The 19,337-nt window shown below is 62.3% G+C and carries 17 protein-coding genes; 10 read left to right on the forward strand and 7 right to left on the reverse strand.

From position 1 onward, the window contains the following. Nucleotides 1–333: 333 nt before the first annotated feature. A complete protein-coding gene (locus tag DNK10_RS20105; protein WP_131192784.1) occupies nucleotides 334–921 on the forward strand; it encodes a TetR/AcrR family transcriptional regulator in 588 nt (195 codons plus the stop codon). A 75-nt stretch (nucleotides 922–996) separates the two neighbouring features. On the opposite strand, the gene DNK10_RS20110 is transcribed toward DNK10_RS20105, so the two are convergent. After that, nucleotides 997–2,583, reverse strand: a complete 1,587-nt coding sequence (locus tag DNK10_RS20110) for an EAL domain-containing protein (protein ID WP_131192785.1) — start codon at nucleotides 2,581–2,583, stop codon at nucleotides 997–999. Nucleotides 2,584–2,826: 243 nt separating this feature from the next. Between DNK10_RS20110 and acs the strand changes: the two genes are divergently transcribed. The 6 genes from acs (at nucleotide 2,827) to argR (ending at nucleotide 9,285) form a co-directional block, all read left to right on the forward strand. After that, complete coding sequence (acs, locus tag DNK10_RS20115; protein WP_131182435.1) at nucleotides 2,827–4,788, forward strand: acetate--CoA ligase; 1,962 nt, start codon at nucleotides 2,827–2,829, stop codon at nucleotides 4,786–4,788. 369 nt (nucleotides 4,789–5,157) lie between these two features. Further along, nucleotides 5,158–5,937, forward strand: a complete 780-nt coding sequence (locus DNK10_RS20120) for an ABC transporter substrate-binding protein (RefSeq protein WP_131182434.1) — start codon at nucleotides 5,158–5,160, stop codon at nucleotides 5,935–5,937. A 99-nt stretch (nucleotides 5,938–6,036) separates the two neighbouring features. Further along, nucleotides 6,037–6,726, forward strand: a complete 690-nt coding sequence (locus DNK10_RS20125; protein ID WP_131182433.1) for an ABC transporter permease — start codon at nucleotides 6,037–6,039, stop codon at nucleotides 6,724–6,726. Between the two features lie 13 nt (nucleotides 6,727–6,739). Then, nucleotides 6,740–7,438, forward strand: coding sequence for an ABC transporter permease (locus DNK10_RS20130; protein ID WP_131182432.1), 699 nt, complete (start codon nucleotides 6,740–6,742; stop codon nucleotides 7,436–7,438). A gap of 39 nt (nucleotides 7,439–7,477) precedes the next feature. Further along, a complete protein-coding gene (locus DNK10_RS20135; RefSeq protein WP_131192786.1) occupies nucleotides 7,478–8,242 on the forward strand; it encodes an ABC transporter ATP-binding protein in 765 nt (254 codons plus the stop codon). Nucleotides 8,243–8,304: 62 nt separating this feature from the next. After that, nucleotides 8,305–9,285: a transcriptional regulator ArgR gene (argR, locus tag DNK10_RS20140; protein WP_131182431.1), complete on the forward strand. Its 981-nt coding sequence runs from the start codon at nucleotides 8,305–8,307 to the stop codon at nucleotides 9,283–9,285. Between the two features lie 65 nt (nucleotides 9,286–9,350). Here argR and DNK10_RS20145 read toward each other — a convergent pair whose 3' ends face one another. From DNK10_RS20145 to coxB, 4 genes are all read right to left on the reverse strand, one after another. Next, a complete protein-coding gene (locus tag DNK10_RS20145; RefSeq protein ID WP_131192787.1) occupies nucleotides 9,351–10,802 on the reverse strand; it encodes an SLC13 family permease in 1,452 nt (483 codons plus the stop codon). A 94-nt stretch (nucleotides 10,803–10,896) separates the two neighbouring features. After that, entirely contained in the window at nucleotides 10,897–11,250 is a 354-nt protein-coding gene (locus DNK10_RS20150; protein ID WP_131182428.1) for a hypothetical protein, read from the reverse strand. Continuing rightward, nucleotides 11,250–13,778 (reverse strand): cytochrome c oxidase subunit I, encoded by a 2,529-nt coding sequence (ctaD, locus tag DNK10_RS20155; RefSeq protein ID WP_131182427.1) that lies wholly within the window; start codon nucleotides 13,776–13,778, stop codon nucleotides 11,250–11,252. The genes DNK10_RS20150 and ctaD overlap by 1 nt, the downstream gene beginning before the upstream one ends. Then, nucleotides 13,771–14,712, reverse strand: a complete 942-nt coding sequence (gene coxB / locus DNK10_RS20160; protein WP_278248845.1) for a cytochrome c oxidase subunit II — start codon at nucleotides 14,710–14,712, stop codon at nucleotides 13,771–13,773. Before coxB ends, ctaD begins: the two co-directional genes overlap by 8 nt. Nucleotides 14,713–14,796: 84 nt before the next feature. Here coxB and DNK10_RS20165 point away from each other — a divergent pair, with 84 nt between their 5' ends. Beyond that, the gene (locus DNK10_RS20165) at nucleotides 14,797–15,255 is read left to right on the forward strand and encodes a DUF2231 domain-containing protein (RefSeq protein WP_131182426.1); all 459 of its coding nucleotides are present in this window, start codon (nucleotides 14,797–14,799) and stop codon (nucleotides 15,253–15,255) included. 45 nt (nucleotides 15,256–15,300) lie between these two features. Here DNK10_RS20165 and DNK10_RS20170 read toward each other — a convergent pair whose 3' ends face one another. Next, complete coding sequence (locus DNK10_RS20170) at nucleotides 15,301–15,714, reverse strand: CopD family protein (RefSeq protein WP_131182425.1); 414 nt, start codon at nucleotides 15,712–15,714, stop codon at nucleotides 15,301–15,303. Between the two features lie 374 nt (nucleotides 15,715–16,088). On the opposite strand from DNK10_RS20170, the gene moaA reads away from it, so the two are divergent. Further along, a complete protein-coding gene (moaA, locus tag DNK10_RS20175; RefSeq protein WP_131182424.1) occupies nucleotides 16,089–17,084 on the forward strand; it encodes a GTP 3',8-cyclase MoaA in 996 nt (331 codons plus the stop codon). A gap of 192 nt (nucleotides 17,085–17,276) precedes the next feature. Beyond that, nucleotides 17,277–17,726 (forward strand): PA2169 family four-helix-bundle protein, encoded by a 450-nt coding sequence (locus DNK10_RS20180; protein WP_131182671.1) that lies wholly within the window; start codon nucleotides 17,277–17,279, stop codon nucleotides 17,724–17,726. A gap of 252 nt (nucleotides 17,727–17,978) precedes the next feature. Here DNK10_RS20180 and guaD read toward each other — a convergent pair whose 3' ends face one another. Next, on the reverse strand, nucleotides 17,979–19,286 hold the full coding sequence (gene guaD / locus DNK10_RS20185; protein WP_131192788.1) for a guanine deaminase: 1,308 nt from the start codon (nucleotides 19,284–19,286) through the stop codon (nucleotides 17,979–17,981). Nucleotides 19,287–19,337 lie beyond the last annotated feature (51 nt).

The following is a 19,337-nucleotide window of genomic DNA, read 5'->3' on the forward strand; positions in this document are numbered from 1 at the left end:
CCTGGCGCCGGGTTTTTTATAGCCTGCCATCCCTGGCGGCCATCCTGCGGGCCGTCGCAAGCGACGTTAAAAATGGCTCCCGACCATTTTTTATTTCACGACTCCAGTACCGAAGCCGTTGCAGAACCCAGGTAGGGCCAGGTGAAGAGCCTCATCATCTGGTTCGAGATCGTGAACAGGTTCTAGGTAGTGGCTGCCGGGCCGGCTGATACCGCGAATGGTATGAGAGAACATTTGACGGCTATGCTACCAACTAGTAGGTTGGCAATTCGATCTCGATCTGCAGATTCGTACCGCAGAATTCATTCGCAACCTGTCAATGGATCTTTTGCCATGAGTGAAGCGCTTTCCCCGAAGGCCATCGAAATTATGGCGCATGCGCGACTGCTGCTCGCCGCCGGCGGCTATAACAGTTTCAGTTACGCTGATATTTCCGAGCGGGTGCGGATCAGCAAAGCCAGCATTCACCACCATTTTCCGAGCAAGGCGGAACTGGTGCAGACCGTGGTCACCCGATATAGAGAAGAGGCACGGGAAGGCATGGCGCTGCTCGAGCAACAGCTCGGCGATCCCCTGGCAGAAATCAATGCATATGTAGATTATTGGTCTACCTGCATTCTCGATGGCACTTCTCCATTTTGTATTTGCGCGATGCTTGCTGCCGAACTTCCAACAATTCCAAGTGAAATAGCGGATCAGGTTCGTGGGCACTTTCAGGATCTGACTACCTGGCTTACATCCGTCCTGGAGAAGGGGGTGGCCACGAAGCAGTTCCACGTGATCGATAGCCCGGCAGTCGAAGCGACGGCTGTAATGGCCACGGTTCATGGGGCAATGCTGGCGGCCCGAGCATTCGGGTCTCCCGAGACCTTTCAGGCGATTGTTCGGCCCACGATTAACAGGTTGACCCTGGTGGTTTGATTCTCGACATTCGGGCTCTCTTTCAGCTTCTTTCTACTGCTGCTTCCGAACCAGCTTCATCGTGGGATTCGCTGCTCAACGCGGGCTAATAAGTGGAGAGGTTATGGTCCCGGTTACCACGGCGCCCGGCGGGGTTTGCAAGGCCTTGAACAGGGCTTCGGCGGGCATCGGGCTGGCAAACAGGTAGCCCTGCAGGAGCTGGATGCCTCGTTGGATCAGGTGATCCCGCTGCTCTGCGCTCTCCACGCCCTCGGCGACTATACCGAGCTCCAGGCGCATGGCCAGGTCGAGGATGTTGTCGAGAATATGCCGCGACAGAGCATCCGAGCCGATCATGGAGACGAAACTGTGGTCGATCTTCAGGTAGTCGACGCGGAATTCGCGCAGGTAGGCCAGGCTGGAGTGGCCGGTGCCGAAGTCGTCGATGGCGATGCGCACGCCCAGTTGGCGAAGCTCGGTGAATAGCCGATCGGTCACCTCGGTGGAGGTGATCATCTGCCGTTCGGTCAGCTCGAGAAGCAGCACGATGTGCCCGGGAGGAAACGCGGAAAGAAACTCGCGGCACTCGTCGACCAGGTGCATATCCTGGCAATGGGCGGCAGTGATATTGATGCTCAGGTGAAAGCCTGCCGGAAGCTGCTCCACGCTATTGGCGAAATCCTCGCGAATCCGTCGCATCAGCGTGCGGGTCATCGGCACGATCTGGCCGAGACGCTCGGCCAGGGGGATGAACTGATCCGGCGGCACCAGTCCTTCGGTGGGGTGCTGCCAGCGCATCAGCGTTTCGACACCGTGCCAGCGGCCGTTTTCGGCATCCACGACGGGCTGGTAATAAGGCACGAATTCACCCGCCTCCAGCGCGCGCTCGAGCTCCGTGCCAGGCGATACCGAACGCAGACTGAGTCGATAGGTGCCAGCACCCGCCAGGGTGCCCAATATCAGGAACAACAGCCACTGTGGCAGATAGTGCACCTGCATGTACTGCAGCGTGGCGCCTTGCGGATAACCAGCGAACACCTGGAATGGGTAGCGCGGGGAGCTGGCTTCGAAGGGGTATTCAGCCTTCGCTGTCGAGGCCGCCGGGGTCACGGCGCCGTTGGCGGCGATCCAGTTCTGGCCAACCGCGATCTGCAGTGGCACCTCCTGGCCGTTGATCTGTAGCAGGTTGATCAGGTGCTGGCCGTCGACACCGATCAGTACGCCACGGTCGGCCACGGCCTGGCGATAGACCAGCACCGCTCGATCCGGTGTGACGGAATTGCCGGCCATCAGCCTCAGTTGGCCGCGAGTGTAGGTACTGGCGTCTTCGCTGTTGCCGTAAGCGCCCATCAGCGAGGTGCAGTAGATCACGCCACCGTTCACCAGATTGACCGAGCGGGAAAATGGGTTGGCGGCTGCCTGGCTGCGCAGGGTCTGTTCCACCTCGCCGCAAGGCTGCCCGGACAGGTCGATCACCGCGCTGGCGGCGCGGGAGGCCTCGTCGAGCATGGCTTCCAATTGTACCTGGGCATCGGTTGCGCTCTTCTCGGCACGGTTTGCCAATAGCGTTGCCGCCTGCCAATACATCAGCGGGATGCCAAGCAGCAACGGCAGTATCGCCACACCCAACGAGGTAGTCAGACGCAGAGCGCGCCCGCGGGAGCGGAGGGTGGAAAAGGGCATGGAAATCACTTGGTTCGGGTGGCTGTGTGAGCTTAACGAAAGTTGTACGACAAGAATGTCCGCTGTGTCTCGAATTGCTGGCAGAGGACGGCGGTCTGGCGCACTCGCGATCTTGTGCCACTCTGGAGGGTGCGCTGCAACCATGATCCAGAGGCGGTAAGACCATGGTCGAATGGTTGTAAAGAGGGGGGATGGTTACAAATGTGGCCATAGAAGAACAACATCAATAACCGAGGTGATTCAATGAGTGCTGCTTCCCTGTATCCCGTGAGCCCCGAGGTGGCGGCCAATTCGTTGACTGACGAAGCCACCTACAAAGCCATGTACCAGCAGTCCGTGATCAACCCGGATGGCTTCTGGCGTGAGCAGGCTCAGCGTCTCGACTGGATCAAGCCGTTCACCAAGGTCAAGCAGACCTCTTTCGACGATCACCACGTCGACATCAAATGGTTCGCCGACGGCACCCTCAACGTTTCCTACAACTGCCTGGATCGCCACCTGGAAGAGCGCGGCGACCAGATCGCGATCATCTGGGAAGGTGACGATCCGTCCGAGCACAAGGAAATCACCTACCGCCAACTGCACGAGCAGGTGTGCAAGTTCGCCAACGCCCTGCGCGGCCAGGACGTGCACCGCGGCGACGTGGTGACCATCTACATGCCGATGATCCCGGAAGCCGTGGTCGCCATGCTGGCCTGCGCGCGCATCGGAGCCATCCATTCCGTGGTGTTCGGCGGTTTCTCCCCGGAAGCCCTGGCCGGCCGCATCATCGATTGCGCCTCCAAGGTGGTGATCACCGCGGACGAAGGCCTGCGCGGCGGCAAGAAGATCCCGCTGAAAGCCAACGTCGACGATGCCCTGACCAATCCCGAGACGCGCAGCATCCAGAAGGTCATCGTGGTTCAGCGCACCGGTTCCGAGATCAAGTGGAACCAGCACCGTGATATCTGGTTCGAGGATCTGATGAAGGTCGCCGGCAGTGTCTGCGCGCCGAAGGAAATGGGCGCCGAAGAAGCGCTGTTCATCCTCTACACCTCCGGTTCCACCGGCAAACCCAAGGGCGTGCTGCACACCACCGGTGGTTACCTGCTGTACGCCGCGCTGACCCACGAGCGTGTGTTCGATTACAAGCCGGGCGAGATCTACTGGTGCACCGCCGACGTCGGCTGGGTCACCGGCCACAGCTACATCGTCTATGGCCCACTGGCCAACGGCGCGACCACGCTGCTGTTCGAAGGCATCCCCAACTACCCGGACGTGACTCGCGTGTCGAAGATCATCGACAAGCACAAGGTCAATATCCTCTACACCGCCCCGACTGCGATCCGCGCCATGATGGCCCAGGGCACCGCCGCCGTGGAGGGCGCCGACGGTTCGAGCCTGCGACTGCTCGGTTCGGTGGGCGAGCCGATCAACCCCGAGGCCTGGGACTGGTACCACCGCAACGTCGGCAAGGAGCGCTGCCCGATTGTCGACACTTGGTGGCAGACCGAGACCGGCGGCATCCTGATCAGCCCGCTGCCGGGCGCGACTGCGCTCAAGCCGGGCTCGGCCACCCGTCCGTTCTTCGGTGTGGTTCCGGCGCTGGTGGACAACCTGGGCAACCTGATCGAAGGTGCCGCCGAGGGCAACCTGGTGATCCTCGATTCCTGGCCGGGCCAGTCGCGCAGCCTGTATGGCGACCATGACCGTTTCGTCGACACCTACTTCAAGACCTTCAAGGGGATGTATTTCACCGGTGACGGTGCGCGCCGCGACGAAGATGGCTACTGGTGGATCACCGGCCGCGTCGACGACGTGCTCAACGTTTCCGGCCACCGCATGGGCACCGCCGAGGTCGAGAGTGCCATGGTCGCCCACCCGAAAGTCGCCGAGGCGGCAGTGGTCGGTGTGCCGCACGACATCAAAGGGCAGGGCATCTATGTCTACGTGACGCTGAACCAGGGGCAGGAGCCGTCCGAGCAACTGCGCCAGGAACTCAAGGCTTGGGTGCGCAAGGAAATCGGCCCGATCGCCACGCCGGACGTGATCCAGTGGGCGCCGGGGCTGCCGAAGACCCGTTCGGGCAAGATCATGCGTCGTATCCTGCGCAAGATCGCCACGGCCGAGTACGACTCCCTCGGCGATATCTCCACCCTGGCCGACCCGGGCGTGGTGCAACATCTGATCGACACCCACAAGTCGATGCAGAGCGCCTGCGCCTGATCTGACCGACGCCTGAACACGAACGCCCCACACCGGCAAGGCCGCGTGGGGCGTTTGCATTGCGCCGTGGTTCTCTGCCTGGCAACGTGACGGAGGCTGAAAGCAGGGTGTCAGACCTGCCATTCAGGCGCGAAGCTGGATAAATCCGATCTCGCGTATTTTTATTCTGTCAAGATGGCCGCCTCGGCGCTCTCTTTCTTCTGTAATTAGTTGTCGCATCTGGGAAATATCGCCTGCCACGCTATCGCTAGAATGCCGCACTTCCGTGCGACGCCCGCTAGCCCTGCGCTACGCTAGCGGCGCCACCTTTCCATGGCTCGGGCTATCCGCTCCGAGCCAGCGAAACCCACCATGTCAGGAGTTTTCCTCATGAAAAAGATCGCACTGCTCGGCGCGTTGGCACTATCCCTGCTGTCGCCGCTGACCATGGCCCAGGAGGCCAAGGCGCTGCGTATCGGTATCGAAGCGGCTTACCCGCCGTTCGCCTACAAGACTCCCGACGGCAACATCACCGGCTTCGACTACGACATCGGTGTTGCTCTGTGTGAAGAAATGCAGGTCGAGTGCAAGTGGATCGAGCAGGAGTTCGATGGCCTGATCCCGGCACTGAAAGTGCGCAAGTTCGATGCCGTACTGTCATCGATGTCGATCACCGAAGAACGCAAGCGTGCCGTGGACTTCACCGGCAAGTACTACGCCACTCCCGCCAAGCTGGCGATGAAGAGCGGTGCAGTGATGAACGACGTGGCCACCGACCTCAAAGGCAAGAAGATCGGCGTGCAGCGTTCCTCTGTGTATGACCGCTACGCCACCGATGTCTTCGGCCCAGCAGGTGCCGAGATCGTGCGCTACAGCTCGCAGAACGAAGTGTTCCTGGATCTAAGCGCAGGTCGCCTCGATGGCACCATCGCCGACTCCGTGAACATCGACGACGGCTTCCTCAAGACCGATGCCGGCAAGGGCTTCGCTTTCGTTGGCCCGGATTTCACCGAAGAGAAATACTTTGGCGAAGGCCAGGGTATTGCCGTGCGCAAGGGTGACAAGGCGCTGGCCGAGAAGATCAGTGCCGCGATCCTGGCGATCCGCGCCAATGGCAAGTACCAGGCCGTTCAGGACAAATACTTCAGCTTCGACGTCTACGGTAAATAAGGCGTTCTTTACCGAAAGTGGCACACGCTGATTGCCTTGGCGTGTGCCACTTTTGCGTTGCATTTCCGGCGCCCGATGGCGCGCGCATGAGGTAAGCGGATGCTCAATGGCTACGGCTCGTCCATTCTCGATGGCGCCTGGCTCACCCTGATCCTGGCCCTGACCTCGATGGCGCTGGCGATCGTGCTCGGCCTGATTGGTGCAGCGTTTCGTCTGTCGCCGGTGCGCTGGCTGGCGGTGCTCGGTGAGACCTATTCGACGGTGATCCGCGGTATTCCCGATCTGGTGCTGATCCTGCTGATCTTCTACGGCGGCCAGGATCTGGTGAACCGTGTGATGCCGCTGCTCGGCTATGACGAGTACATCGATATCAATCCCTTCGTCGCCGGCGTGTTCACCATGGGCTTCATCTTCGGCGCCTACCTGTCTGAGACTTTCCGCGGCGCATTCATGGCCATTCCCAAGGGGCAGGCGGAGGCGGGCGCTGCCTATGGCATGAGCGGCCTGCAGGTGTTCCTGCGCATTCTGGTGCCGCAGATGATCCGCTTTGCCATTCCCGGGTTCACCAACAACTGGCTGGTGCTGACCAAGGCCACGGCGCTGATTTCCGTGGTCGGCCTGCAGGACATGATGTTCAAGGCCAAGAGCGCCGCCGACGCCACGCGCGAGCCCTTCACCTTCTACCTGGCGGTGGCCGGCCTGTACCTGCTGATCACCAGTGTCTCCTTACTGGCCCTGCGTTATCTGGAAAAGCGCTACTCGGTCGGCACCAAGGCCGCCGAACTGTGAACGAGGGCGAACGATGATTTTCGATTACACCGTCATCTGGGACAGCATGCCGCTGTATCTCGGCGGCGTGCTGCTCACCCTCAAGCTGCTGGCCATCGCGCTGTTCTTCGGCCTGCTGATCGCCGTGCCCCTGGCGCTGATGCGCACTTCGCGCTCACCGCTGATCAATGGGCCGGCCTGGCTGTACACCTATGTGATCCGCGGCACGCCGATGCTGGTACAGCTGTTTCTGGTGTATTACGGCCTGGCCCAGTTCGAGGTGGTGCGCGAGAGCGTGCTCTGGCCGTACCTGTCCAACGCCACCTTCTGCGCCTGCCTGGCGTTCGCCATCAACACCAGTGCGTACAGCGCCGAAATTCTCGCCGGCAGTCTCAAGACGACGCCTCATGGCGAGATCGAAGCAGCCAAGGCAATGGGTATGTCGCGAATCAAGTTGTACCGCCGCATCCTGTTGCCTTCGGCGCTGCGCCGCGCGTTGCCGCAGTACAGCAACGAAGTGATCATGATGCTGCACACCACCAGCCTGGCGTCCATCGTCACCCTGATCGACATCACCGGCGCGGCGCGTACGGTCAGTTCCCAGTATTACCTGCCGTTCGAGGCGTTCATCACCGCTGGCCTGTTCTATCTGTGCCTGACCTTCATCCTGGTGCGCCTGTTCAAGCTGGCCGAGCGTCGCTGGTTGGCCTACCTGGCACCGCGGCGCAGCTAAGCCGCGCGGCACGACATCGGATTCAAGAGAGTGGAAAGCATGTACAAGCTCGAAGTGAAGGATCTGCACAAGCGCTACGGCAGCCATGAGGTGCTCAAGGGCGTGTCGCTGGCCGCCAAGGCGGGCGACGTGATCAGCATCATCGGCTCCAGTGGCTCCGGCAAAAGTACCTTCCTGCGTTGCATCAACCTGCTCGAGCAGCCCCACGCCGGGCAGATCCTGCTCAATGGCGAAGCGCTCAAGCTGGTGCCTGGCAAGGACGGTGCCTTGCGTGCGACCGACGACAAGCAGTTGCAGCGCCTGCGCTCGCGCCTGGCCATGGTGTTTCAGCATTTCAACCTGTGGTCGCACATGAACGTGCTGGAAAACGTCATGGAAGCGCCGGTGCACGTGTTGGGCATGAGCAAGGCCGAAGCGCGTGAGAAGGCCGAGCACTATCTGCAGAAGGTCGGCGTGGCCCACCGCAAGGATGCTTATCCGGCACACATGTCCGGTGGCGAGCAGCAACGGGTGGCGATCGCTCGGGCGCTGGCCATGGAGCCGGAAGTGATGCTGTTCGACGAGCCCACCTCGGCGCTGGATCCGGAACTGGTCGGCGATGTGCTCAAGGTCATGCGCGATCTGGCCGGCGAGGGGCGTACCATGGTGGTGGTCACCCACGAAATGGGCTTTGCCCGCGAAGTCTCCAACCAGTTGCTGTTCCTGCATCAGGGGCTGGTGGAGGAGCAGGGCGACCCCCGTGAGGTGCTGGCCAACCCGCAATCTCAACGTCTGCAACAGTTCCTAAGCGGCAGTCTCAAATAGTTGGCGTTATCATCCCTGCACGCCTCGACCTTCCACTGCCCCCAGAGCCCAACCTGCCCATCATGACTGCCCACCGAATCGGCTTCCTGCTTTGGCCCTCTACCAAGCCCCTGACCCTGGCGATGGCGGAAGAAGCCCTGAGTGTCGCTCAGCGCGTCCATCCGGAGGTGGTTTACGAGGTGTCGTTCCTGCAGGCCGAGGAGCCTGTCGAGGGCGCCTGGCGTTTGCCGGGCACTCCCTGGGTCGGTGGGCTGGAGGGGTATCGCAAGCTGTTCCTGCTCGCCGATGAGCCACCGGCAGCCGTTTCGCCTGCGTTGGCCGCCGCCCTCAAGCAGGTGGCGCGCAATGGTTGCTGCGTTGGCGCGGTAGCCGCTGGCGTTTATCCCCTGGCGCAGCTCGGCCTGCTCGACGGTTACCGGGCTGCCGTGCACTGGCGTTGGCAGGATGATTTCGCCGAACGCTTTCCGAAGGTGATCGCCACCAGCCACTTGTTCGATTGGGATCGTGATCGACTGACTGCCTGCGGCGGCATGGCGGTGATGGATATGCTGCTGGCGTTGCTCGCACGCGATCATGGTGCGGAATTGGCCGGTGCGGTGTCCGAGGAACTGGTGGTCGAGCGTATCCGCGAGGGCGGCGAGCGCCAGCGCATTCCGTTGCAGAACCGCCTCGGCTCCAGCCACCCCAAGCTCACCCAGGCGGTGTTGCTGATGGAGGCGAACATCGAGGAGCCGTTGACCACCGACGAAATCGCCCAGCATGTGTGCGTCTCGCGGCGGCAACTGGAACGCATCTTCAAACAGTACCTCAACCGTGTGCCCAGTCAGTACTACCTGGAACTGCGCCTGAACAAGGCCCGGCAACTGCTGATGCAGACCAGCAAGTCGATCATCCAGATCGGTCTGTCCTGCGGCTTTTCCTCGGGGCCGCATTTCTCGAGCGCCTACCGCAATTTCTTTGGCGCCACGCCGCGCGAAGATCGCAACCAGCGGCGCAGCAACAGCCCCTTCGAGCTGACTTCGGCACCTGCCGAGCGCGGGTAGGGTGGGCCGGGGCGCGTAGCCGGCGCTTTTTCCGTCCACCATTGCAAGCTGGCAACCAGTCCGGATCAGTGGCTCCAGATCACCCCGATCAGCAGGTAGCACAGCGTTGTCACCAGAACCACGCTGTAGATGTTGATCATGAAGCCCGCCTTGATCATCGACTGGATGCGCATCATCCCGGTGCCGAACACCAGCGCATTGGGCGGCGTTGCCACCGGCATCATGAAGGCGCAACTGGCGGCGATGGTCGCCGGGATGGCCAGCAGTTCCGGCGGGATGCCCTGGGACACGGCCATCGCCCCAACCAGGGGAATGAAAGCCGCTGCCGTGGCGGTGTTCGAGGTGACCTCGGTCAGTACGTTGATGGTCAGCGTTACCGCGCCGATGATCAGGATCAGGTGCAAGGCACCAACGCCTTGCAGGCCTTCACCGATCCATTCCGCCAGGCCGGTGGCGGTGATTGCGCCGGCCAGCGACAGGCCACCACCAAACAGTAGCAGAATGCCCCAGGGCACCTTGTTGGCGGTATCCCAATCCATCAGGAATACCCGCTTGTCGCCGTCACGTTTGCCGGGAATCAGGAACAGGCTGAGCGCGGCAACCATGGCGATCAGGGTGTCATCGACCGCACTGACGAAATTCGAGATCAGCGGCTGAGTGACCCAGGCCAGAGCGGCAAGACCGAACACCAGGGCGATACGCTTCTCGCCGGTCGACCAGGTACCGAGCTTGCCCAGTTCTTCCTTGAGCATCGTCTGGCTGTCGCCTTCGAGCTTGAAGCCGCCGCGGGTCAGCCACCACCAGACGAACAGCAACATGCAGGTGGCGACTGGTATGCCGATCATCATCCACTGGCCAAAGCCGACGTGTACGTCGTGATGCTCGCGCAGGTAAGCCGCCAGCAGCGCATTGGGTGGCGTGCCGATCAGCGTGGAGATACCGCCGATGCTGGCGGCGTAGGCGATACCCAGCAGCAGGGCGGTAGCGAAGCGCTCGTGTTCGGCCTCATCGCCCTTCTGGGTGAGCATGGTGATCACCGACAGGCCGATGGGCAGCATCATGATCGCCGTGGCGGTGTTGCTCACGCCCATGCCGATCAGCGCGGTGGCGAGCATGAACCCACCAATCTGTCGGGTCGGCTGATTGCCGACGGCGATCAGGGTATTGAGCGCGATGCGTTTGTGCAGATCCCAGCGCTGCATGCACAGGCCGAGCAGAAAACCGCCGAGAAACAGGAAAATCACCGGGTTGGCGTAGGGGCCGGTGGCTTCCTGCGGAGTACCAATGCCGAGCAGCGGAATCATCGGGATGGGCAGCAGGGCGGTGGCCGGGATGGGAATCGCCTCGGTGGCCCACCAGGTAGCCATCAGGCCGATAAGGCCGGCAGTCAGCCAGGCTTCCCTGCTCAGGTCGGCGGGTGGTTCGCTGAGTATGCAGGCCAACAGCAAAATGGGGCCAAGGAACAGGCCGATACGTGCGGCGATGACCGCCCCGTGGGTTTGTTTCTTCTCACTCATTGTTCTGACCTCGTTCCCATCTACACGGTGTCGAGCTTCGAGGCCCAAGGAGGCCTGAAGGTCAAGTGCAGCTGTTTCAGCAGGTTTCTCGACATCAGGCGCAGGGCGGCAGCGCCATGATCGGCAGCGCCATGAACGCCACCGCGATTGCCCCAATCAGGTTGCTTCCCGAGGAAACGCTGGCGACGAAGCGTTCTCGGTCGCTGCAGTGTGGGCGCCGTGCTGCGTGCAGAAACAGGCGTGCCAGCGCGAGTAGCAGGCCGGCCGTGAGCAACGACAGAACCGCCAGTGCCAGGTTCAGCCAGTTCCAGGGGCCTTGATCAAGCGGCGGTGGCGCAACCGAGCAGGCCACGGACTGGCCGCCATAGAGGGCTATGAACCAGATGCCCCAGATGCTCAGGCCGGTGATGATGTGAATCGGGTTGTAGACGGAGCGCAGGCTTTGCATCACGAGCCTCCGAAAGTGGGTGGAAGGAGAGCGATGGCAAAGTAGCTGCACCACAGTACGCCGAGGCTGTAGTACCAGAATTGCGCGACCACCAGCGGTTCGTAGGGCGACTCGGCGCTGACGTAGCCGATGCGTACCCGCAGCGCCTGCAAGCCGCTGAGAATGCCGGCGAGCAGGGCGTGGCCGAAGCTGTAGGCGAGCATCACGAAGATCACCGCATCATGGGCGCGCACGGTGGGCTCCAGTGCCTCACTGAGCAGTGCCCAGAGCAACAGTGCGGCCTGTACCAGGCCAATCAGCGCAAGGCCGACCTGGCAGGCGAACAGTCCTCGATCGTCACCTTGGCGCAGGCGGGTGAGCACTCGTCGATGCCAGGGCGTGGCCAGGGAAAGCAGCAGGGCGCTGGCGAGCAGCAGCCAGTGGTTGAACACCGGTGCATCCGGCACCTGCCAGTTCGGTGCCACCGTCCACAGGTAGAACCAGCCGAACAGCAGCGACAGATACAGTGCGCCGTTGGACAGCAGCGTCACGCCCATGCCCCACAGGCCCGGACCATCGCAGGTGCGCGAATGCAGCGGTGGTTCGTGGGGCTGGGTTTTGGCATCCGGCGCGGCTTTGGGATGGGCGCCGTTCTCCCAGCTCCAGCGCAGCAGAACCACTACCGAGGCGAAGCAGGCGAGCAGCGCCAACAGGTAGGTCTTGGCCAGCAGGCTCAGGCACAGCACGGCGATGCAGCAGGCGGCGATGAAGGGCAGCCAGCTGTTGCCGGGCAGGTGGATGATCTCCCTGACCTTGCCGGTCAGCGGATCGACGCCCCAGGTTTCCCGGCGGCCGTGGTCGATCACCGTCAGGGCATGTTCGCCACGAGCGATGCTCTCCCCCAGATTCGGCTCGCGCCAAAGCGGGTGGCGGTCGGTGATCTTGGGTAGGCTGACGAAGTTGTAGGGATTGGGCGGCAGGCTGGTGGCCCACTCGAGGGTGTCGGCCTGCCACGGATTCTTCCCGGCGGGTTTGCCGTACCGGTAGTGCAGGATCAGATCCAGCAGCAGGGTGGCGATACCGATCACCATGATGAAGCTGCCTATCGAGGAGATCAGGTTGGGCATGTCCCAGCCAAGACCGGTCTCGTAGGTGTACACGCGCCGCGGCATGCCCAGCAGGCCAGTCCAGTGCATGATCAGGAAGGTCATGTTGAAACCGATGAACACCAACCAGAACCCCCACTTGCCCAGGCGCTCGGACGCCATGCGCCCGGAGAAGTGCGGTAGCCAGTAATACAGCCCGGCGATCAGCGGAAAGAGCATGCCGCCGATCAGTACGTAGTGGAAATGGGCGACCACGAACTGGGTGTCGTGTACCTGCCAGTCGAAGGGCACCAGGGCGAGCATCACCCCGGTCAGTCCGCCGCACACGAAGATGATCAGAAAACCCACCAGCCACAGCATTGGCACGTTGTAGCGCGGCTTGCCGAGCCACAGCGTGGCGATCCAGGCGAACACCTGAATCGCCGTGGGTATCGCCACCAGCATGCTAGCCGCGGAAAAGAATGCCTGAGCCAACTGCGGGATGCCCACGGTGAACATGTGGTGCACCCATAGGCCGAAGCTGATGAAACCGGTGGTGAGCACGCCCAGCACCACGGCGCGGTAGCCCACCAGCGGGCGGCCACAGAACACCGGCAGCAGGGTCGAGACGATGCCAGCGGCCGGCAGGAAGATGATGTATACCTCGGGATGGCCGAACAGCCAGAACAGGTGCTGCCAGAGCAGCGGATCACCGCCGCGGGCGACCTCGAAGAACGGCAGGCCGGCGGCACGCTCCAGTTCCAGCAGAATGCTGCCGAGAATCAGCGGCGGAAAGCCGATCACGATCATCATCGCCATGGTCAGGATGTACCAGGCGTAGATCGGCATCTTGTTCAGTGCCATGCCTTCGGCGCGGGTACGCAGGATCGACACCACCAGTTCGACCCCGGCCGACACTGCCGAGATCTCCACGAAGGTGATACCCAGCAGCCAGAAATCTGCATTGATTCCCGGCGAGTGTGCCGCGCTGGACAGCGGCGTGTACATGAACCAACCGGCGTTGGGTGCGACGCCGAACAGCAGGCTGGAGCAGATGATCAGTCCGCCGAACAGGTAGCACCAGTAACCGAGGGCCGACAGCCGCGGGAAGACCAGATCCCGGGCACCGAGCATCTTGGGGATCAGGTACACCGCCAGGCCTTCCATCATCGGCACGGCGAACAGGAACATCATCACCGTGCCGTGCATGGTGAACACCTGGTTGAACGTTTCCGGGCCCATGAAAGCGTTGCCCGGTAGCGCCAGTTGGGTGCGGATCAGCATCGCCAGCAAGATGCCGAAGATGAAAAAGCCCAGGCCGGTGGCCATGAAGCGCAGACCCAGGGTGGTGTGGTTGACGATGGTCAGCGCCCGCCAGCCCCGCGGATTGCCCCAGACGTCGTTGAACTGATCGTGCAGGGTATCGGCATCTTCCCGGCCTTGTGCTTCGCGCGTGTCACTCATGGTCGAGGTTCTCCAGCCAGGTGGCGATGGCCTGCAGGTGCTCGGCATCGAGGTCGTCGGTCAGTGGCATGCCGGTGCCCGGTTTCAGGCGCCCGTGCTCGTGTAGCCAGGTCAGGATCGCGCCTGGCTCGTTCGGCAGCAGGCCGCTGCCCAGGTTGCGGCGGCTGGCCAGGTCGGTGAGATCCGGTGCGCGGTTGCCTGCGCTGACACCCGCTACGCGGTGGCACATGCCGCAGTGAGCCAGGAAAGTGTCTGCGGCCGGGCCCTGCAGCGCCTCGACCTGAGGATTGCGGCGGGCGTCGATCCAGGCGGCGAAATCTTCTTCGCTGTGGGCCTGCACATCGAGAATCATGTGGCTGTGCTGAGTGCCACAGAACTCCGTGCACTGGCCACGAAAGGTGCCAGGTGCGTCGGCCTGCAGACGGATGCGGTTCTCGCGGCCGGGGATCATGTCGATCTTGCCGCCCAGGCGCGGTACCCAGAAGGAGTGGATCACGTCCGCGCTGCTGACGGTGATGTCCACCGGGCGGCCGGCGGGCAGGTGCAACTGATTGGCCGTCACCACGCCGCTGTCCGGGTAACGCACCTCCCACCACCACTGATGGCCGATCACGTCGATGCGCAAAGGCTGCTCGCCGAGGATAGGCAGTGGCAGCATGCGCTGCCCCACCGGGATGCCGAACAGCAACAGCAGCACGATGCTCACCGACGGCAGCACGAGGCCGCCGCCGATCAGCCAGCGACGCTGGATGCGCTTGGCTTCATCGGCCGAATACTCGCGCGGTTTACGCTGCATCGCGTAGATCCACAGTGCGCTGACCACCACCAGTACCAGGCCGAAGAAGCCGAACATGGCCCACCACAGTAGGGCGACGTCACGCGCTACCGGGCCTGCCGGGGCCAGAATTGATTGGTCACCACTACAGGCGGAGATAGTCGGAACTGCTGCCACCAATGCGGTCAACTTGAGTAGAGCCGGGTAAATGCGGCCAACTTTCAGATCGACAGGGAGGCCGTCATGGCTGAGCAACAAGAATCCATCGTCAGTCGCGCGGCCATCGCCGGGCACCCCTTGCACCCGATGATGATCCACTTCCCGGTTGCCGCCTTGCTGGGTCTGGTGGCCACCGATTTCGCCTACTTCTGGACGACCGACCCATTCTGGGCGAGGGCCAGTTTGTGGTTGGCTGGCGTCGGTGCCGTCGGGGGCTGGATAGCGAGTATCGCCGGGATGATCGACCTGCTCGCCGTGCGGCGCATTCGCCAGAAGATCAGCGCCTGGTGTCACGCCATCATCGCGGTGATGATGCTGTCCCTGGCTTCGCTGAACTGGATGCTGCGCTACCGTCACGGCGACGAGGGCTTCGAAATGTGGGCGTTCTACCTGTCGCTCTTCACTGCAGGCCTGATCGCGATCGCCGCCTATCTGGGCGGGCGCCTGGTCTACGAGCATGCCGTGGGTGTCGATGTCGATTAGATCCGACTTGAGCCCGCCTGCATTCATGGGTGGGTGACTCCTCATTCAAAACGGTTTGGCGAGCACCAGCCACAGGGTGGCGGCGATCATGCCCAGCGTGATGCCGCCCAGGGCGGCGCAGGCAACGCTCAGGATCGGCCGTGGGTGGCGTTCGCATTGCAGGATCAGCAGGCCGCACAGCGCGTGGCAGATGACCATCACGGCCACCGCGCTGAGCTTGAACACCAGCCAGATGCCGAAGGTGCCGTCACGCAGGAACAGCGCAGTGCCGCTACCGATGGCGACGATGGCCGCGGGTGTGGCGACCAGATTGAAAATCGTGCGATTGAGTTCGGGGTGCCCTGGCCGCTCCGCTGTCTGCGCCGAGCGGCAACTGGCGGCGATCAAGGCGGGTAAATAGAGCAGGGCGCCGCACCAGGCGATAAGTGCAGTGAAATGCAGCAGTTTCAGCAGTGGCATCGCTGCCCTCCATAGCCTGTCGTCCCGGGTCTGTCCGTGTGACCCTCCGTTGAGAAATGCGGTTCGACCTTTCTGTCTGCCGTACTCGGATGCCGAATCATCTTTGCTTGTAGCGCCACGCCCCCGGCACGCCTGGCCTGTAGCGAAGCGGCCGGCTAACGCCTCACCCTGTGGAGCGGTATTGGCGCTCGCTGGTTATGTCACCGGATGTGTGGATATACCTGTCCGATCCGACGGTGTGTGGCCCCGTGCCGGCACGGTGGCGGGGCAGGCGTGGTAAACTTGGCATATCTCGCAGCCCCAGATGTGCTGCGCACTGCCGCTCTCGTGGCAGCCATGAATAGCTGGCCCTCCAGGGCCGGGAGATGGTTTCTATGAACACGACGCAGTTGGTCGATCCCTTCGGCCGGCGGATTACCTACCTGCGACTTTCGGTGACCGATCGCTGCGATTTTCGCTGCACCTATTGCATGAGCGAAGACATGGTCTTCGCTCCGCGCGCGCAGATACTGACCCTCGAAGAGTTGTATACCGTCGCCGATGCCTTCATCGGGCTGGGCGTCAAACGCATCCGTATCACTGGCGGCGAGCCGCTGGTGCGCAAGAATCTGCTGAGCCTGCTGCGCCGCCTCGGCGAGCGACCGGAACTCGACGATCTGTCGATCACCACCAATGGTTCACAGCTCTCGCATATGGCGAACGATCTGCGAGCGGCGGGCGTCACCCGTTTGAACGTCAGCCTCGACTCGCTGCAGCGCGAGCGATTCGCCAGTTTCACCCGCCGCGACAAGCTCGACCAGGTGCTGGCCGGGATCGACGCAGCGGTGGCGGCGGGCTTCAGGCGCATCAAGCTCAATAGCGTGGTGCAAACCGGGCGTAACGACGACGAAGTGCTTGGCCTGGTCGAGTACGCCATGGCCCGCGGACTGGACGTCAGCTTCATCGAAGAAATGCCGCTGGGCAGCGTGGTCAGCCACCAGCGCGAGCAGACCTTCTGCTCCAGTGACGTGGTGCGCGCGCGTATCGAAGAGCGTTACCCGCTGGTGCGCAGCAGCCATGTCACTGGCGGCCCGTCGCGCTACTGGCAGGTCAACGGCAGTGAAACCCGAGTCGGCTTCATCTCACCGCACAGCAACAACTTCTGTGGCGACTGCAATCGCGTGCGAGTCACCGCAGAGGGCAAGCTGGTGCTCTGTCTGGGGCACGACAACGCCCTGGATCTGCGCACCCTGATGCGCGCTCATCCCGGTAATAGCGAGCGGCTGCGCGGCGCGCTGCTCGATGCCCTGCAACTCAAGCCTGAGCGTCACTATTTCGAAACCGACGAGCAGGTGCAGGTGATCCGCTTCATGAGCATGACCGGCGGCTGAACCGATACGGCGCCTATGCACCTCCAGACGAGCGGTTCGCGCCTAGGCGGCCCGTGTGTTTGCTCGGAGTGGCTCGGGTTGCAGTGCCTCGTCGCCTCGGAAAATGCCCTGAACCTCCGCAATGGTCGCTCACTCCACTTAAGGGAGCGGCCCTACAGGGCTATTTTCTGAAGCGACGAGGAGATTTATAAAGTGGATAACAAAGACGTTATTTCAGTACTGAATGATCTGATCGAAACCAGCAAAGATGGCGAGAAAGGTTTCAGCGAGTGTGCCGAGGACGTGAAAGAGCCGCGTCTCAAAAGCTTCTTCATCCAGCGTTCGCAAGAATGCGCAGGCGCTGCTGCCGAACTGCAGCAACTGGTGCGTGGCCTGGGTGGCGATCCGGAAACCCGCTCCAGCGTGGCGGGTGCCTTGCACCGTGGCTGGGTCGACCTGAAGTCGGTAATCACCGGCAAGAGCGAAGAGGCGATTCTCAACGAATGCGAGCGCGGCGAAGATGTGGCGTTGAAGAGCTACCGCAAAGCGTTGGAAAAAGACCTGCCGAGCGACGTGCGCATCGTTTTGGAAAAGCAGCTGCAAGGTGTGCAGCGCAACCATGATCAGGTCAAGTCGCTGCGTGATACCGCGCGTGCGAGCTGATCTGGATACATTGAAAAAGGATGCCTCAGGGCATCCTTTTTCATGCCCGCCATTCCTGGCAAACCAGCCTGCGAGCTGCCGTGGTGGGTGATGGATAGTGCATGACGTCTCAGCAACGATGCACTTGCGGCAGCCCCGAACAAGCCGGCACTGGCCGGTTGAACCATGCACCCGGTATCGGTGATCGAAGCCATGGAGAGGGAGTTCCTGCATGCCCGCGATACTCAGGACTCGATGGTGCAGGCTCCGCCATCAGCTATCGCGGCGGTGCACGCTCTGCCCGGCAGCGAAGGTTTCCTTGATCACCCGGTCGTCGCCCAGAGTAATCAGGGCGAATAGCCGTTCGGCCAGGTTGCTGCTCTGCTGCAGGCGGTAGTCGATCAGCGGCGTGGCCCGATAGTCGAGCACCACGAAATCCGCTTCCTTACCTGCTGCGAAGTTGCCGATGCGCTCGTCCAGATACAGCGCCCGTGCGCTGCCCAGGGTGGCCAGGTACAGCGATTTGAACGGGTCGAGCTTCTGCCCCTGCAACTGCATGATCTTGTATGCCTCGCTCAGCGAGCGCAGCTGCGAGAAACTGGTGCCGGCACCGATGTCGGTGCCCAGGCCGACCCGCACCTTATGCTGTTCCATGCGCCGCAGGTCGAACAGGCCGCTGCCGAGAAACAGGTTGGAGGTCGGGCAGAAGGCGACCGCCGAACCGCTTTCCGCCAGGCGCTCGCATTCCGTATCGCAAAGATGCACCGAGTGGGCGAATACCGAGCGTGGGCCGGTCAGTTGGTGCTTGTCGTAGACATCCAGGTAGCCGCTGTTTTCCGGAAACAGCTCCTTGACCCACTCGATCTCCTGGCGATTCTCCGAGAGGTGAGTGTGCAGATACAGATCCGGGTATTCCTGCAACAGTCGCCCGGCCATGGCCAGTTGCGCCGGCGTGCTGGTCGGGGCGAAGCGTGGCGTCACCGCGTAATGCAGGCGGCCCTTGCCGTGCCAGCGCTCGATCAGTTCACGGCTGTCGGCGTAGCCGGACTCGACGGTATCGGTCAGGGCCTCGGGCGCATTGCGATCCATCAGCACCTTGCCGGCGATCATGCGCAGGTTCAGCGCGCTGGCGGCCTCGAAGAAGGCGTCTACCGATTCCTTGTGCACACTGCCGAACACCAGCGCGGTGGTGGTGCCGTTGCGCAGCAGTTCCTTGAGGAAGACATCCGCCACTTCGCTGGCATGGGCCTTGTCGGCGAAGCGCATTTCCGTGGGAAAGGTGTAGGTGTTCAGCCAGTCGAGCAGTTGCTCGCCGTAGGCGCCGATAATGCCGGTTTGCGGGTAGTGGATATGGGTGTCGATGAAGCCGGGCGTGATCAGCGCGTTTTCGTAGTGGGTCAGGGCAACGCCGGGCAGGCGCGGCAGCAGATCCGCGGCATGACCAACCTCACGCACCTTGCCGTCTTCCACCAGCAGAATGCCGTCCTCGAAATAGGCGTAGGACGCCTCGATACCGACTTCGGCCGGATCGGCCAGGCTGTGCAGGATGGCGCCGCGATAGGCGTGGGCGGAGTTGGACATGGAGGTGCCTCGTACGGAATACGGTTCGGATGAGTGATAGTTTCTCATCAT

It is taken from the genome of Phytopseudomonas daroniae (assembly GCF_004327275.1).
Classification (GTDB): Bacteria; Pseudomonadota; Gammaproteobacteria; order Pseudomonadales; family Pseudomonadaceae; genus Aquipseudomonas; species Aquipseudomonas daroniae.